Genomic DNA, 13834 nt, shown 5'->3' on the forward strand with positions numbered 1-13834 from the left:
CGATCGCCCAGGCGGCGGCCACGCCGAAGACGAGGTTGAGCGGCACGGCGATGGCGGCGACGATCAGCGTCAGGCGGATGGCGGAAAAGGTTTCGGCATCGCCAAGGGCCAGCACGAATTCCGTCACGCCCTTGCGCAGCGCCTCGGTAAAGACGGCGGCGAGCGGCAAAAGCAAAAACAGTGCGACGAAGGCAAGCGCCGTGATCGTCAGCGTCAGTCGGGCAAAGCGGCTTTCGGAGGTGGCGGCGGCCAGTTCCGGCAGGGCGGCGCGAGGGCCGGAGGCCGGACTGAGACCGGGACTGGGTGCTGAGGCGGCGGTCAGGTCATGCGACATAGACATATCTCCGCCGGCTCCAGGCCTGGATCGAGTTGATGAGGAGCAGCATGGCAAACGAGATCGCCAGCATGACCGCGGCAATTGCTGTCGCAGCCGCATAGTTGAACTCTTCGAGCCGGATGACGATCAGCAGCGGCGCGATCTCGGAGACATAAGGCAGGTTGCCGGCGATGAAGATCACCGAGCCGTATTCGCCGACACCGCGGGCAAAGGCGAGCGCAAAGCCGGTGAGGCCGGCTGGCAAGAGCCCCGGCAAAAGCACCCGGCTGATCGTCTGGAAGCGGCTGGCGCCAAGGGTGGCTGCAGCCTCCTCCACTTCCTTGTCGATCTCCTCCATGATCGGCTGCACGGTCCTGACCACGAAGGGCAGGCCGACGAAGATCAGGGCAATGACGATGCCGGCCGGGGTGAAGGCGATCTTGAGGCCAAGCGGCTCCAGGAACTGGCCGATCCAGCCGTTCGGGGCATAGAGCGTCGTCAGCGCAATGCCGGCAACCGCGGTCGGCAGCGCAAAGGGCAGGTCGACCATGGCGTCGATCACCCGCTTGCCGGGGAACCGGTAGCGCACCAATACCCAGGCGAGGATGACGCCGAAGACGAGATTGATAACGGCAGCGATAAAGGCCGTGCCGAAGGAGATCTTCAAGGCATTGAGCGTGCGCGGATCAAGCGCCAGCGCCACGAACTGCGCCCAGCCGAGCCCGCTGGCGCGAAACACCAGACCCGACAACGGGATCAACACGATCAGAACCAGCCAGCTCAGCGTGATCCCGAGCGACAATCCAAATCCAGGCAAAACACTCGGCTGGCGAAATCGCCACCGGTTCCCATTGCGTCGCTCCGTCACCTTTCGGTCACCTCTTAGCCCCGCAGCCGCGAGCGGCTGCGCTATCCCCTCATCCAAACCGATCTTCAAACCGCCGGTTGGCCGGCTTGTTCGAGCGCCGGTATCTTTCGGCGCCAAACTACCAATTTCATGGGCTCCAACAACGCAAATTTTTGACGCTTCGGCGGCCGGAAGGGAAACTGATTTTCGCTTCTGACCGCGTCTCAAGAAACACTCTGCTCCCAACTTTGTTCCATGCCTGACATCTAAAATGATGGAAGGCAAACGATGCAGCTGAAAAGTTATGCTATAGAATTTATAGATATTGAATGTTCCTTGCTTACGCGCTGTGTCCCACTCTTCCATAATCAAGCCATGAATCGGGCGCGGCAGAATGCGCGGCCGTTACTTTGAAACATTCTCGTAAGCGGCTGATGTCATGGCAACAACGCTCATCATTCCCGGGCTGTTCGGATCGGGCAGCGGCCACTGGCAGCGCCATTGGCTCAATGACAATCCGCAGGCGGTTCTTGTCGAACAGGACGATTGGGATCGCCCGAGGCTCGATCTCTGGCGCGACAGGCTCGAACACGAGATCTTCCGGCATGGAACAGTCGACCTCGTGGCCCACAGCCTCGGCTGCCTTCTGGTCGCCAATCTCGTGCGGCGCCCGCTCGCCCGGCAGGTGCGCAGCGCCTTGCTCGTCGCGCCGTGCGATCTCGGTCCGACCGATCGGCTTCATCCGGGCGCCATCGACTTCGGGTCGATGCCCGACCTGCCCTTGCCTTTTTCGAGCCTCGTCGTCGGCAGCCTGAACGACCCCTATATGCCTTTCGACCGCCTGCGTCATTTTTCGACCCGCTGGGGGAGCCGCCTCGTCGATCTTGGCCATGCCGGGCACATCAACATTGCCAGTGGTTTTGGCCGCTGGTCGCATGGCTATGACCTATTGAGGGTGTTGAACGGGATTTCGCGTCGGGAGTTTGCACGTGCGCAGCCGGGCGAATTTTCAGAGCAGTTACCCTTGCCAAACGGCGTGGCTTGAACGCTCCAGAGCATGGCGAGGGAGACCGCTTTGCGTGGTCGTGTCACACGGCCCTTGATGTCGGCGCCGTTTCGCGCTCTAATAACGCACAAAGTTTATAGAGTATACCGTCTAGGGATGCGCATGCGCCAAGGTGCCAGGCCAGCCGGGATAGGACATACGGGCTCGACCGTCCTTGCGGCGGACGATATCTTCTCGCGACCCTGCAGATGGTCGCCGATACCCTCACAATTCGGTCGGTGTCTGCGTTGAGGACCGAAACAGCCATGCATTTCAAACTTTGCCGGCGGGGCCGGCCATAGGAGAGTGCACATGACTGTCCATGGATTGTTTGCCAAGACGTCTCCGACGGAAATGAGTTCCAGGGGCAAGCCGCATATCGCCATCGTCGGCCGCGGTTTTTCCGGTGTAATGATGGCTATCGCCCTGATGAAGTCTGTGCGGGCCGCCTTTCACGTCCATCTCTTCGATCCGCAACCGACGATCAGCGGCGGGCAGGTCCTGGCCGCCGCCCAGAGCGGCGAAATCCTCAACAGCCGCGTTCGCGACCTTTCGGTGGCCGCCGGTCAGCCCGAAGACTTCAACGACTGGCTCTCGGCCAATGCCGAGTTTCGCGCCGCCGTGCCGGCCGCCATTCCCGGGTTCCAGCAGATCTTCGTGCCGAAGAGCATCTTCAGCGACTATGTTTACCAGCGCTTCTCCGAGGCGCTGACGCGCCGGCCGGATATTTCGATGCAGCTCTCCTGTCAGGCGGTGCTTGGTCTTCGCAAGCAGGCTAATGGGCGCTTTCTCGTGGTGCAGGAGAACGCGACGGTGGAATGCGACGCCGTTGTGCTGGCGACTGGTTTTGGTTTGCGCCGCGGCGAGATGGAAGTTGCCGACGAGGAAAAGCCACTGGTGCGCGCCCGTCGTCTCGTCGTGCCGCGCCACACGGTCCTGCTCGGTAGCGGAGTCCGGGTGGTCGACCGCCTGCTGCAGCTTCGCGATAACGGCTTTGCCGGCGAGGTCACCATCCTCTCCCGCCATGGTTTCCTGCCGCAGCCGCATACCCGTCTTTCGGCAGCGCCGACATTTCCGGTCGAGCCGATGCCGACGCGGCTCGGCGAGATCGTTCGCTTCGTCCGGCAGGCCTGTGCCGAGGCAGAAGAAGCAGGGCTCGGCTGGCAGGCGGCCATGAACGGCCTGCGTCGACGGGCGCGGTCCTTGTGGCAGGCGCTGCCTGAGGAAGAAAAACATCGCTTTAACCGGCACCTGCGGTCGATCTACGACAGCCACCGCAATCGCCTGCCGGCACCCCTCTACCTGCGTCTCCGGCAGGAGCTTGCCAGCGAGCGGACCGTGCTACGCAAGGGCTGGGCCGGCCGGCGCCGTCCGGAAGGGTTGATGGTGCGCTTTGCCGGTGAAAGCCAGGAGACGCTGCTGTCAGCCGACCAGGTGATCGACTGTCGTTGTTCGGCGCCTGACCTTCAGGCGCCGTTGATGCAGAGCCTTTTTTCCGGCGGCCTTGCCGAGCCCGACGAACTCGATCTCGGCATTGCCGTCAGCCCGGCGGGCGAAGTGCTCGCGGGCGGAGCCCCGACGCGCGATCTCTACGCAATTGGGCCGCTCGGCGTCGGCAGCCTGCCCGACATCGATCTCGTGCCGGAAATCGTCACGCAGACCTATGCCGCGGCGCGACTGATCGCAACCCGGAACCGGGTCACTCTGAAGACTGGCTAAGGCTTGCCGCTTAACGCCGCGTTGCCCAGGGCACCAGCCAGCGCTCGATGAGGCGTGCCGCCAATTCGAACAGGAAGGCGACAGCGGCGATCACGACGATACCGGCGATGACCACGTCGGTCACAAGGAACTGGGCGGCGGACTGGATCATGAAACCGAGGCCGCGGGTTGCGGCGACGAGTTCGGCCGCCACCAGCGTCGACCACCCGGCGCCGAGCGCGATACGGGTTCCCGTGAGGATCGAGGGCAGGGCGCTCGGCACGATGACATGGCGCAGCACCTGCAGCCGCGACGCGCCGAAGGAGCGCGCCGCATTGACGTGATCGGCCGACGCGGAACGGACGCCCGTTGCCGTCGAAAGGATGACCGGCGGTAACATCGCCAGTGCAATCACCGCAATCTTCGACGCTTCGCCGATGCCGAGCCAGATGATCACCAGGGGAAGATAGGCAAGCGGCGGCAGCGGTCGCAAGAATTCGACGATCGGATCGAGGATGCCTTTGCCGAGACGGCTCGCTCCGATGGCAAGGCCGGCGGGAATGCCGGCGACGAGGGCGACGGCAAGCGCGCCGAAGATCCGCAGCAGGCTGGCGCCGACGTGCTCAGCGAGCGTCGCATCGACAAAACCGGTGATGGCAAGGCTCCGGAGTGCCTGGTAGACGGCAACCGGTGACGGCAGGAACAGCGGCGAGACGAAACCATAGCTGGAGGCAAGGCTCCAGAGGAAAAGCAGTGCCGTAGTGGTCGCGAGCGAAATCCAGACAAGCGGCAATGGTGGTCGGTCGGCGCTCTGTTCCGGTTGCTCGTCTAGGTGACGTGCCGTCGGCATGATGGGCGGCAGGCCTTCAACCGAGATGCTCATGCGGCAATTCCTTCTTCTTCGGCATGGATGAGCACGGTCAATTCGTCCTGCAGGCGGCGAAAGGCGGCTGAGCTGCGGATTTCCGAAAGCGGTGTCCCTGCGAGGTGATCGCGGCCGAAGGTCGTGAAGATTTCGCTGGTGATCCGGCCGGGGTTGGGGGCAAGCACGATAACCCGCGTTGCCAGCAGCAGCGCCTCCTCGATGCTGTGGGTGATCAGGAGGGCGCCGACGCGATTCCGTTGCCATATGTCCAGAAGAAAGCCCTGCATACGGCTGCGGGTCAGCGCGTCGAGCGCGCCGAGCGGCTCGTCCATCAACAGAAACTTCGGGCTGGAGGCGAGCGCACGGGCAATGCCGACACGCTGGCGCATGCCGCCCGACAGTTCCCAGACATGCCGCTCGGCTGCATCGCTGAGCCCGACCTGATCGAGAAGGGCTCGCGCCCGCCGAAGCCGATCCGCCTTGGAAAAACCGCGCAGGCGCAGGGGAAAGGCGACATTGTCGAGGGCAGTCAGCCACGGATAGAGTGCATCGTCCTGGAACACGACGGCGCGCTCTGCCCCTGGGCCGGCGACCGGCGCGCCATCGAGCCGAACGCGGCCGCTGCTTGGTTTCACGAAGCCAGCAGCAAGATTGAGAAGGCTGGTCTTGCCGGAGCCGGAGCGGCCGATGACGACAACGAACTCGTCGTGGTCGATCGACAGATCGATCGATGCAAGCACCGGCGTGTTCCGGCCGGCATCGGCCGCGTATCGCAATGTGACATTCTCAAGCGAGAGGACGGACATGCTGTTCTCCTGGCATGGCGAAGTGCGCCCGCCCGAAGATTTCATCCGGGCGGGCAGCAATTGAGTGAACGTCAGAACGAGAGCTTTGCCGCTTCCTGCGCCCAGCGGGCGGAAACGTAGGGCGCGTAGTCGGGGAGGACTGCCGGGATCTTGCCCTGTTCGAGCAGGAAGGCCGAGGTCTGGGCGATCGCCTTGACGGTCGCGCCGCCGAGAAGATCAGCGCTCGCCTGCTCTTCGAGCGAAGGGAAGTAATAGCCCTTTAGCAGGTTCGGCACCTCCTCGGGCTTTGCACCGGTGAGCCGTGCGATCTTCTCGGCCTGGGGCGAGCCCGCGCTCCAGGCCTCCGGCTTGGTGCGGTAGTCCGCATAGGCGTCGCCGGTCACCTTGACGAAGCCGGTGACGATTTCAGGATGTTCCTCGGCAAACTTCTTGCTGACGATCCAGGCGTCGAAGGTCGGGCCGCCCCATTTCGCGACGTCGCTCGATGTCGCAAGCACGGTCGCGGTCTTCTTGATTTCGGAGAGAACCGGATCCCAGACATAGGCGCCATCGATATCGCCGCGCTGCCATGCAGCGGCGATCTCCGGTGGCCGGAGGTTGAGGATTTCAACCGCCTTCGGGTCAATGTTCCAGTGTTTCAAGGCGGTGAGCAGGCTGTAATGCGCCGTCGAGACGAAGGGCGTTGCAATCTTCTTGCCGGCAAGCTCTTCCGGCTTGTCGATTCCCTTGACAGCCAGCGCCTCTGCGTCGCTGATCAGGCCGACGACGAAGATTGTTTCAAGCGGAATTTGGCGGCTCGCGGCGGCGGCCAGCGGCGAGGATCCGACATAGCCGATGTCGATCGACCCGGATGCAAGTGCCGCAATCACGTCTGCGCCACCGTCGAATTTCTGCCAGGTGATCTTGGCGCCGGTCACCTTCTCATAGGTCCCGTCTGCCTGCGGCACGCGCGACGGCTCGACGATGGGCTGGTAGCCGATGGTCAGCGTCGTTTCGTCCGCATGGGCTGGAAGGGAAAGCTGGCTCGCCGCCAAGAGGGCGGCACTGGCGGCAAGAAGGGTGCGTCTGCGGATCGTCATCGTATGCTCCTCAACGGTTGCGGCTTCCTCGGGAAGTCCTCACATTATGTTGATTAAAAGCATGGATTTTATGTAGATAAATTATTCCGCTTTTTGTGGCTTTGCAGAGAGCCCATTCCAAATTTGAGATCCGTGGCAGCGCTCTGTGCCATGCATGGAAAGCAGCGTCAGAACTGCACGCCGCCGTAGCGGCCGTTGTGGTAGACGATCGGTTCGCCGGTCCCCGCGCTAATCGCCACCACCCGACCGAGGATGATCGCATGGCTATGGCGCTCGATGATCTCCTCGACCTCGCAATCGATGGCGGCAAGCGCGCCGGCAAGCGCCGACGCGCCGCTGGCAAGCCGGATCCATTCGGCGCCATCGTAGCGAGCGGCGCCCTTGGTGCCATCGACACCGGAGAAACGCTCGGCGACCCTTTGCTGTTCGCGCGACAGAAGGTTGACGCAGAAATGCCGATAGCGCTCGATGACCGGCCAGGTGGAGGATGTGCGGTTGATGTTGACGATCATGGTCGGCGGATCGACGGCGAGCGCGGTTGCGGAGGTCACGGTGGCGCCGGTACGCTCTTCGCCTATCCCTGCGGTGATGACGGAGACGCCACCTGAGAAGTTGCGCATGGCCGCCTTCAGCGCGGGCGTGGTGATCGACCCGTAACCATTGGCGGTCGGAACGATGGCATCGAATGCGGGAGAAGCGGCAAGCGCAATGGTCATGGCCAAATCCTCGAAAAATTTAATCTAATTCCCGGTCGCTCACGGCTGATGCGGGAAAAATTTTTCCTCACATCAAGGATGATCGTCCGAATTCTTATTGTCAATAAATTTTATAGAGTTTATGCTTTTTGGCAATCGAGGGACGCTCTTGCGTGCCTCCGAAGGAACCTGCGAGGAGGCTTGCGCGAATGGGAATTGTGCCCGACGAAATCCCCGAGAAGATCCCCGAGAAGATCAATGTGCTCTGGTTTCTGCCGACCCACGGCGATAGCCGCTATCTCGGAACCACGCGCGGCGGCCGAAACGTGGACCTCAATTATCTCAAGCAGGTCGCGCAGGCCGCCGATACGCTCGGCTACTATGGCGTGCTCATCCCGACGGGGCGGAGTTGCGAGGACAGTTGGGTGGTCGCTTCGGCGCTGGCGCCGCTCACTGAAAAGTTGCGGTTCCTGATCGCGGTTCGGCCCGGCCTGCTTTCGCCCACGCTCGCGGCACGCATGACGGCCACGCTGGACCGTCTCTCGGGCGGACGGCTGCTGATCAACGTCGTTACCGGCGGCGATCCGATCGAAAACAAGGGCGACGGCATACATCTCGCGCATGGCGAACGCTACGAGGTGACCGAGGAATTCCTGAACGTCTACAAGGCCGTGCTTCGCGGAGAAGAGGTCGATTTCAAGGGGAATCACTTCGATATCGAAGGCGGGAAGCTCCTGTTTCCGTGCGTACAGCAGCCCCACCCGCCGCTTTATTTCGGCGGCTCCTCCGGCAAGGGCCAGGAGGTGGCAGCGCGCACGATCGACAAGTACCTGACCTGGGGCGAGCCGGTCGAGGACGTTGCCCGCAAGATCGCCGAAGTGCGCGCCCTGGCCGAAGCCGAGGGCAGGGACGTTACCTTCGGCATCCGCCTTCATGTGATCGTTCGCGAAACCGCAAAGGAAGCGTGGCAGGCCGCCGACGAACTGATACGATATGTGGATGACGACACGATTGCTGCCGCACAGAAGGTGTTCGAGCGCATGGATTCGGTTGGTCAGAGCCGCATGAGCCGCCTGCATGGTGGTCGCCGTGACAAGCTCGAAATCGCTCCCAATCTCTGGGCCGGCGTCGGTCTGGTGCGCGGAGGGGCGGGAACGGCGCTCGTCGGCGATCCCGATCAAGTCAGGGCGCGCATGGAAGAATACCGACAAATCGGCATCGACAGCTTTATCCTGTCCGGTTACCCGCATCTCGAAGAGGCCTATCGCTTCGGTGAACTGGTTCTGCCGCATCTGCCGCTGGCCCACGCCGTCCCGGCACGCGAGACATCGATCAACACCGGGCCGTTCGGCGAAACCATCGCCGGCGATCATCGCCCGAAGCTGAAGGTCTCCCAGTCGTGACAGCTGTGCGGCGACCGGTCATTGCCATTGTCGGCGGCGGCTTCACCGGCGCAGTGGTCGCGGCGAACCTTGCACGCCATGCCGCCAGCGACGGCGCCGCCATCGTGGTCTTCGAGCCGCGAGACCGGCTCGGCGCGGGCCTTGCCTATGATAGCGGCAATCCCGCCCATCGCACGAATGTGCCTGCGGCCCGCATGAGCCTCGTTCCTGATGATCCCGACGATTTTTTGAACTGGCTGGCGGCCCATGGCGAGCCACGCGGCGACCCGGACGCAAGGGCGGCCGATGGCCATCTTTATGTGCGGCGGGCGGTGTTCGGGCGATACGTCGGCGCGTTCGTCGCGCCGTTCGTGCGGAGCGGCAAGGTCGTGCACCGGCGCGAGCGCATCGCGCGCATCGAGCGGCGTGGAGCGCGCTGGAAGCTGACCTCCGACGCTGGGACGGAGCTGCTGGCCGACATCGTCGTGATCGCCACGACGCATCCCTCGCCTTGTGCGCCGAAGCGCGTTGCACAGGCGCTCGAAGGCCACCCGCGTTTCGTCGCCGACACTACGGTCGCTGGGTCTCTCACCTGCCTTCGTCCCGATGATCACGTTCTGGTGCTTGGAAACGGCCTGACGGCGGCGGACGTGATTGCGTCGCTGAGGCTCGCCGACCACCGCGGCTCGATCGTCGCCCTGTCGCGCCGCGGACTTCGTTCGCGAGGCCATGCGGGAAGAGCACAGGAACCCTTCGGCGATTTTGTCGGTACCCCGGCGCGAACCGCGCTCGAACTGCTTCGACGCGTGCGCCTGGCGGTGCGGCAGGCCGCTCAGGCGGGGCTCAGCTGGCATGCGGTTTTCGACGCTTTGCGTAGCCAGGGCGGACAAGTCTGGCGGGCGTTGCCGGTTGCAGAGCGACGCCGCCTCGTGCAGCGCCTGCGACCGTTCTGGGACGCCCACCGGTTCCGCGTGGCGCCGCAGATCGATGACGCGATCCGGCAGGCAATCGAGACGGGACAGTTGCGTGTCCTCGGCGCTTCGATCGAGGGCGTCGAGCGCTACGGTCAGGTCATCGCGGTCGATATCCGTCACCGGCAGACGCGCATCCGGGAACGCCTGTTGTTCGATGCCTGCGTCGTGACGACCGGCCCGGCGCATACGGGTATTCTTTCCAGCCAGGACTGGCTCGCGGATCTGGCGTCGAAGGGCTGGCTGCGCCTAGACAGTGTCGGACTGGGGCTTGCCTGCGATGAGGCGAGTCGGGCGATCGGGACGAGTGGCGTGGCCGAGAGATCGCTGATCGTTGCCGGGCCGCTGGCGCGCGGCACCTTCGGCGAACTCATGGGCCTGCCGCAGGTCAACGATCACGCCATCTTCATTGCCGATGAGATCGCCGAGATGCTGGCGCGGCCGGACAGGGTCGCCACCCGCCGCAGGTCGGCGTCATCCGTTCGGCAACGACTGGTCACGACCCTCGACGGCGCCGCCAGGCGTTGAAGCCGGAGCCTCGCCGTCGAGCCGGCGGGACCAATCTTCGACAGCCCGCGTCTGCAGGCGCTTGGCTGCATAGTCCCGCCAATTCGGGGGCAGGATGGCGAGATCGGCGATTTCGGACAGGGCATCGCAGTTGAGCGTATCGACATAGAGATAGTGCCACAGCCGGGCGATCGTCCATTCGGGATAGCGCCGCTCGACGAGTTGCATCCGCTCACCGGGCGAAACCAAGCCGGTTTCGATGACCCGGTAGTACCATCCCGTTCGGCCGGTCTGCTGGACGCGGCGGGCCATATCCGGCAGATCGAAACGGCGGTTCAGCTTCCAGCAGGGTTGCCGGCCCTGGCTCACCTCGAGAAGGGCTTTACCAAGGCGGAACTGGTCGCCGACCGCGACATCTCTTTCCGTCAATCCCAAGGCCGAGATGTTCTCGCCGAAGGCGCCCGGCTGCTCCAGCCTGGCTACGCTTCCGAGATCCTTGACCCAAGCCTCGTAGTGGTCGCGCGGGTAATGATGCACGGCCTTATCCGGGCCACCGTGCCTCTTCAGATCACCCTGATGGTCGCCGGCAAAGCCGGTTGTGCCGAGATGTATCGGCCCGAGAGCCGGATGTTTGTCGATACCGCTTAAGGTTCCGCGGTCGTCGATCGGCGTGAGGGTGCCGATGAGCAGGGCGTCGAGCGCAATCGGGACCTGCTCAACCATCGACGTTCTCCAGCCATTCGCCGATCATCGACGCGGCCGCCGCCTCCAGGCGAGGCCCGTGACGTCGGGCGTCGGCGCGCAGGCCCGGCACGCTGAGCCCGGCGGACGCCAGTTCGCAGGCGTGACCGACGAGCCAGCGTTCAAAGGCCGCGCCGGCTTGGGCCTCCGGGTGAAACTGAAGGGCGAGCACCGTATTGCCGCGCGCGAAGCCTTGCTGCGCGATCAGCGATGTCGAGGCCAGCAGGTCAGTGCTGGCCGGCAGGTCGTAGGTGTCACCGTGCCAATGCAGGACGGAGACGTCGGCGAGATGGCGGAGGGCCGAGGCCTCGCCGGCGGCGCTAAGGCTCAGCGGCGAAAACCCGATCTCCTTCAGGCCGGAAGGGTAGACGCGGGCGCCGAGCGCGCGGGCGATCAGCTGGGCGCCGAGGCAGATTCCGAGCGTCGGCCGGTTGCCGGCAAGACGTGCCTGAAGCATGGCGATTTCCCCGGCGATGAAGGGATAGGCCCCGTCTTCATAGACCCCGATCGGACCGCCGAGCACGATGACGAGATCGGGCTCCAACGGATCGAAAGAGAGGTAATTTTCGTCGCCGACATTGCGGTACTCGATTTCAAATCCCGCCGCCCGCAGCGGTCCGGAAAAGCTGCCGAGATCTTCGAAATGCACATGTCTGAGGGCGAGCGCCTTTCTGGTCGTCATCGTCTGTTCTCCATGCTCAGAGGTTCTAGCCGGCCCGCGCGTCGGGCACGCATCCTTCGCTCGTGCACCCGGCTGAAGTGGCGGTGGCCGCGCTGAAATCGGGGATCGGGGCGGAAAGGAGTGTCGCAAGACGCGCGCCGATGACCATGTCGTCTTCGATGCCGAAGCGGTGGTGTTCGACATGACCGTCGCGTCCGATGATGATTGCCGTCGGCGTGCCTCGCATGCCGTAGCGCTCCATCGTTTTCGGTATCGGTCCCTGCTCGGAAGGCTGGTCGACGGCGATCGGGAAGGTCAGGCGATACTCATGAATGAAAGCCTTCAGCGCCTCGGGTGTCATGACCGCGTGATGCTCGAACACCGAATGCAGGCCGAGGACCTGAAGATCGGTATCCCGAAAAATGCTCTGGACGCGCTGCATCTGCGGCAGTCCGTGCGAAACGCAGGCCGGGCACAGCATCTGAAACGCATGAAGGAAAACGACCCGGCCGCGAAGCTGCGCAAGGCTCGGACGTTCCTGTGTGTTGAACCAGGTCGAAACGGCGAGTTCCGGAGCCGCGGTCCTGTGATTGCTGTTCATTGTTCTCATCTCCAAGACGGCCGGGCGAACGCTCGTCGCCCGGCCTTTGCGACATGTGCGGATCAGGCGGCTTCGCGAACGAGCTTCACGCCGGGGAAGTCGACCGGAACGGCAAGCGCGACGTTGATGTAGTTGGTGAACAGGTTGAGCGCGACATGCGCGATGATCTCGACGACGTCCTCGTCATCGAAGCCGGCGTCGCGCAAGGTGCGCACATCCGCGTCGGATACCTGTCCGCGCGCCTCGACGAGCTTCTGAGCAAAGGTAAGGGCCGCAGCCGTCTTCGGATCGGAGGACTTGCCGTGCTGCGCTGCCGTCATCTCCTCGGCGGTCGCGCCGGCCTTGCGGCCAAGTGCGGTGTGCGCCGCCAGGCAATAGTGGCAATCGTTGCGATCCGCGACGGCAACGGCGATCTGCTCGCCGAGCTTGGCGCCGAGGCGTCCCTTGCCGAGCGCGCCGAAGGAGCCCCACATGCTGGCAAGGGCCGCCGGTGAATTGGCGACGGCGCGGAACATGTTGGGTGCTACCCCGAAGGCGGAGCGGATTTCGCCAAGCAGTTCGGCGCTGGGGCCAGTTGCCGAAACGGGGTCGACTAGATTAATTCTGCTCATGGTTTTCTCTTTCTATTTGCTGGAGGGAGAAAATTGCCGGTCCGCCGATGGCAGTCGTCGGACCGGCGCCGACATCATCGTCTGTCCGCTTGCGACGCAGGAAACAGCGCTCGCGAATTCCGATGGTGAAGCTTGTGGCGAGGCGCCGGGGGGGGAGCGACGCCTTCGGGACCGCCGGCATTGGCGCCGGCGGCTGGATCGTTTGGCATGATCAGACCGTCTCGCGATTGAAGAGACGCCAGGCCGCCCTTTGTGCTTCGGGTTCTGCTGTTTCGTATTCGCCGCAATCGACGCGCAGTTCCGCCGGTCCGAACGCAGCATCGACGAACGCGCAGTGATGCGGCGCCTTCGGGTCGTCATAGACATGCGGCCGGAAGTATCGACAGTTGACGCACATGCGCTGTTCCGGGATGGCGCCAGCCGCCTGCAGACCACGGATGATCTTGACGAGATGCATGAGCAGATCCTGCTGCTCCAGCCTCGAAAGCGAAGCGATGGCATCCTCCGTGGCTGATGCGAGCCGCCCCGCCTGTCGTACTGCGTCCTCGCCGGCCGGCGTGGTGGCAACCGAAAGGGCGCGCGCGTCGCTCGGATCCGGCCGCTTCTCGACCAGCCCCTTGCGCAAGAGCGCGTTGACCGAGTCCGTCGTCGTCGGCTGGCTGACGCCGAGATAACCGGCGATCTGTTTTACCCGCATTCCGCCGCGTCTACGGGCAACCAGGAAGGTCAGGATCTGCAATTGCGTCGGATTGAGGCCGATCGCTTCCGCACTCGACCAGGCCTCCGTGCGCATGGCCGTCGCTACGCGGGAAAGGCCGTCGCCGATACGGTCGATCAGGGGCGGTGTCGTGTCAGGTTCCTTGCTCATACGGTGATTAATATAGGAATCCTATGTATTGTCAATGCCGACAAAAAAGCGGCGCGAATTTGACGCGCATCAAAGTGGAGGGGGCGTCTCAGGCTTAATCCTCTTCTCGAACAACCCGAGCACGGGCTGGTCGCTCAAATG

General features: G+C 63.7%; 14 protein-coding genes and 1 pseudogene. 4 read left to right on the forward strand and 11 right to left on the reverse strand.

Going from position 1 to position 13834, the window contains the following annotated elements; all coding sequences use genetic code 11:
• Together cysW and cysT are read right to left on the reverse strand one after the other, a co-directional pair.
• A pseudogene (gene cysW / locus IB263_RS33175) lies at positions 1–334 on the reverse strand (sulfate/thiosulfate ABC transporter permease CysW); the annotation flags it as partial.
• A complete protein-coding gene (cysT, locus tag IB263_RS33180) occupies positions 324–1184 on the reverse strand; it encodes a sulfate ABC transporter permease subunit CysT (protein ID WP_064817029.1) in 861 nt (286 codons plus the stop codon). The pseudogene cysW and the gene cysT, both read right to left, overlap by 11 nt.
• A 418-nt stretch (positions 1185–1602) precedes the next feature.
• Here cysT and IB263_RS33185 point away from each other — a divergent pair, with 418 nt between their 5' ends.
• Both IB263_RS33185 and IB263_RS33190 read left to right on the forward strand, forming a co-directional pair.
• A complete protein-coding gene (locus tag IB263_RS33185; RefSeq protein WP_034801968.1) occupies positions 1603–2208 on the forward strand; it encodes an alpha/beta hydrolase in 606 nt (201 codons plus the stop codon).
• A 312-nt stretch (positions 2209–2520) separates the two neighbouring features.
• Positions 2521–3927, forward strand: coding sequence for an FAD/NAD(P)-binding protein (locus IB263_RS33190; RefSeq protein WP_034801970.1), 1407 nt, complete (start codon positions 2521–2523; stop codon positions 3925–3927).
• Between the two features lie 10 nt (positions 3928–3937).
• On the opposite strand, the gene IB263_RS33195 is transcribed toward IB263_RS33190, so the two are convergent.
• From IB263_RS33195 to IB263_RS33210, 4 genes are all read right to left on the reverse strand, one after another.
• Complete coding sequence (locus tag IB263_RS33195; RefSeq protein WP_134887515.1) at positions 3938–4789, reverse strand: ABC transporter permease subunit; 852 nt, start codon at positions 4787–4789, stop codon at positions 3938–3940.
• Entirely contained in the window at positions 4786–5577 is a 792-nt protein-coding gene (locus IB263_RS33200; protein ID WP_034801977.1) for a taurine ABC transporter ATP-binding protein, read from the reverse strand. Before IB263_RS33200 ends, IB263_RS33195 begins: the two co-directional genes overlap by 4 nt.
• A 71-nt stretch (positions 5578–5648) precedes the next feature.
• Complete coding sequence (gene tauA, locus IB263_RS33205) at positions 5649–6656, reverse strand: taurine ABC transporter substrate-binding protein (protein ID WP_060610805.1); 1008 nt, start codon at positions 6654–6656, stop codon at positions 5649–5651.
• Positions 6657–6823: 167 nt separating this feature from the next.
• Complete coding sequence (locus IB263_RS33210; RefSeq protein ID WP_083523842.1) at positions 6824–7372, reverse strand: flavin reductase family protein; 549 nt, start codon at positions 7370–7372, stop codon at positions 6824–6826.
• A 188-nt stretch (positions 7373–7560) separates the two neighbouring features.
• On the opposite strand from IB263_RS33210, the gene ssuD reads away from it, so the two are divergent.
• A complete protein-coding gene (gene ssuD, locus IB263_RS33215) occupies positions 7561–8754 on the forward strand; it encodes an FMNH2-dependent alkanesulfonate monooxygenase (RefSeq protein ID WP_060610802.1) in 1194 nt (397 codons plus the stop codon).
• Entirely contained in the window at positions 8751–10232 is a 1482-nt protein-coding gene (locus IB263_RS33220; protein ID WP_060582211.1) for an FAD/NAD(P)-binding protein, read from the forward strand. The genes ssuD and IB263_RS33220 overlap by 4 nt, the downstream gene beginning before the upstream one ends.
• On the opposite strand, the gene IB263_RS33225 is transcribed toward IB263_RS33220, so the two are convergent.
• The 5 genes from IB263_RS33225 to IB263_RS33245 form a co-directional block, all read right to left on the reverse strand.
• A complete protein-coding gene (locus IB263_RS33225) occupies positions 10179–10934 on the reverse strand; it encodes an MOSC domain-containing protein (RefSeq protein ID WP_060610794.1) in 756 nt (251 codons plus the stop codon). The two genes, IB263_RS33220 and IB263_RS33225, sit on opposite strands and share 54 nt — an antisense overlap.
• On the reverse strand, positions 10927–11634 hold the full coding sequence (locus IB263_RS33230; RefSeq protein ID WP_060610791.1) for a glutamine amidotransferase: 708 nt from the start codon (positions 11632–11634) through the stop codon (positions 10927–10929). Before IB263_RS33230 ends, IB263_RS33225 begins: the two co-directional genes overlap by 8 nt.
• Positions 11635–11659: 25 nt before the next feature.
• The gene (locus IB263_RS33235; protein WP_210187492.1) at positions 11660–12214 is read right to left on the reverse strand and encodes a peroxiredoxin; all 555 of its coding nucleotides are present in this window, start codon (positions 12212–12214) and stop codon (positions 11660–11662) included.
• A 62-nt stretch (positions 12215–12276) separates the two neighbouring features.
• Entirely contained in the window at positions 12277–12825 is a 549-nt protein-coding gene (locus IB263_RS33240) for a carboxymuconolactone decarboxylase family protein (protein ID WP_089046055.1), read from the reverse strand.
• 211 nt (positions 12826–13036) lie between these two features.
• Positions 13037–13693: a MarR family winged helix-turn-helix transcriptional regulator gene (locus tag IB263_RS33245; RefSeq protein ID WP_060520557.1), complete on the reverse strand. Its 657-nt coding sequence runs from the start codon at positions 13691–13693 to the stop codon at positions 13037–13039.
• Positions 13694–13834 lie beyond the last annotated feature (141 nt).

Source organism: Ensifer sp. ENS03 (genome assembly GCF_014852035.1).
GTDB lineage: Bacteria > Pseudomonadota > Alphaproteobacteria > Rhizobiales > Rhizobiaceae > Ensifer > Ensifer adhaerens.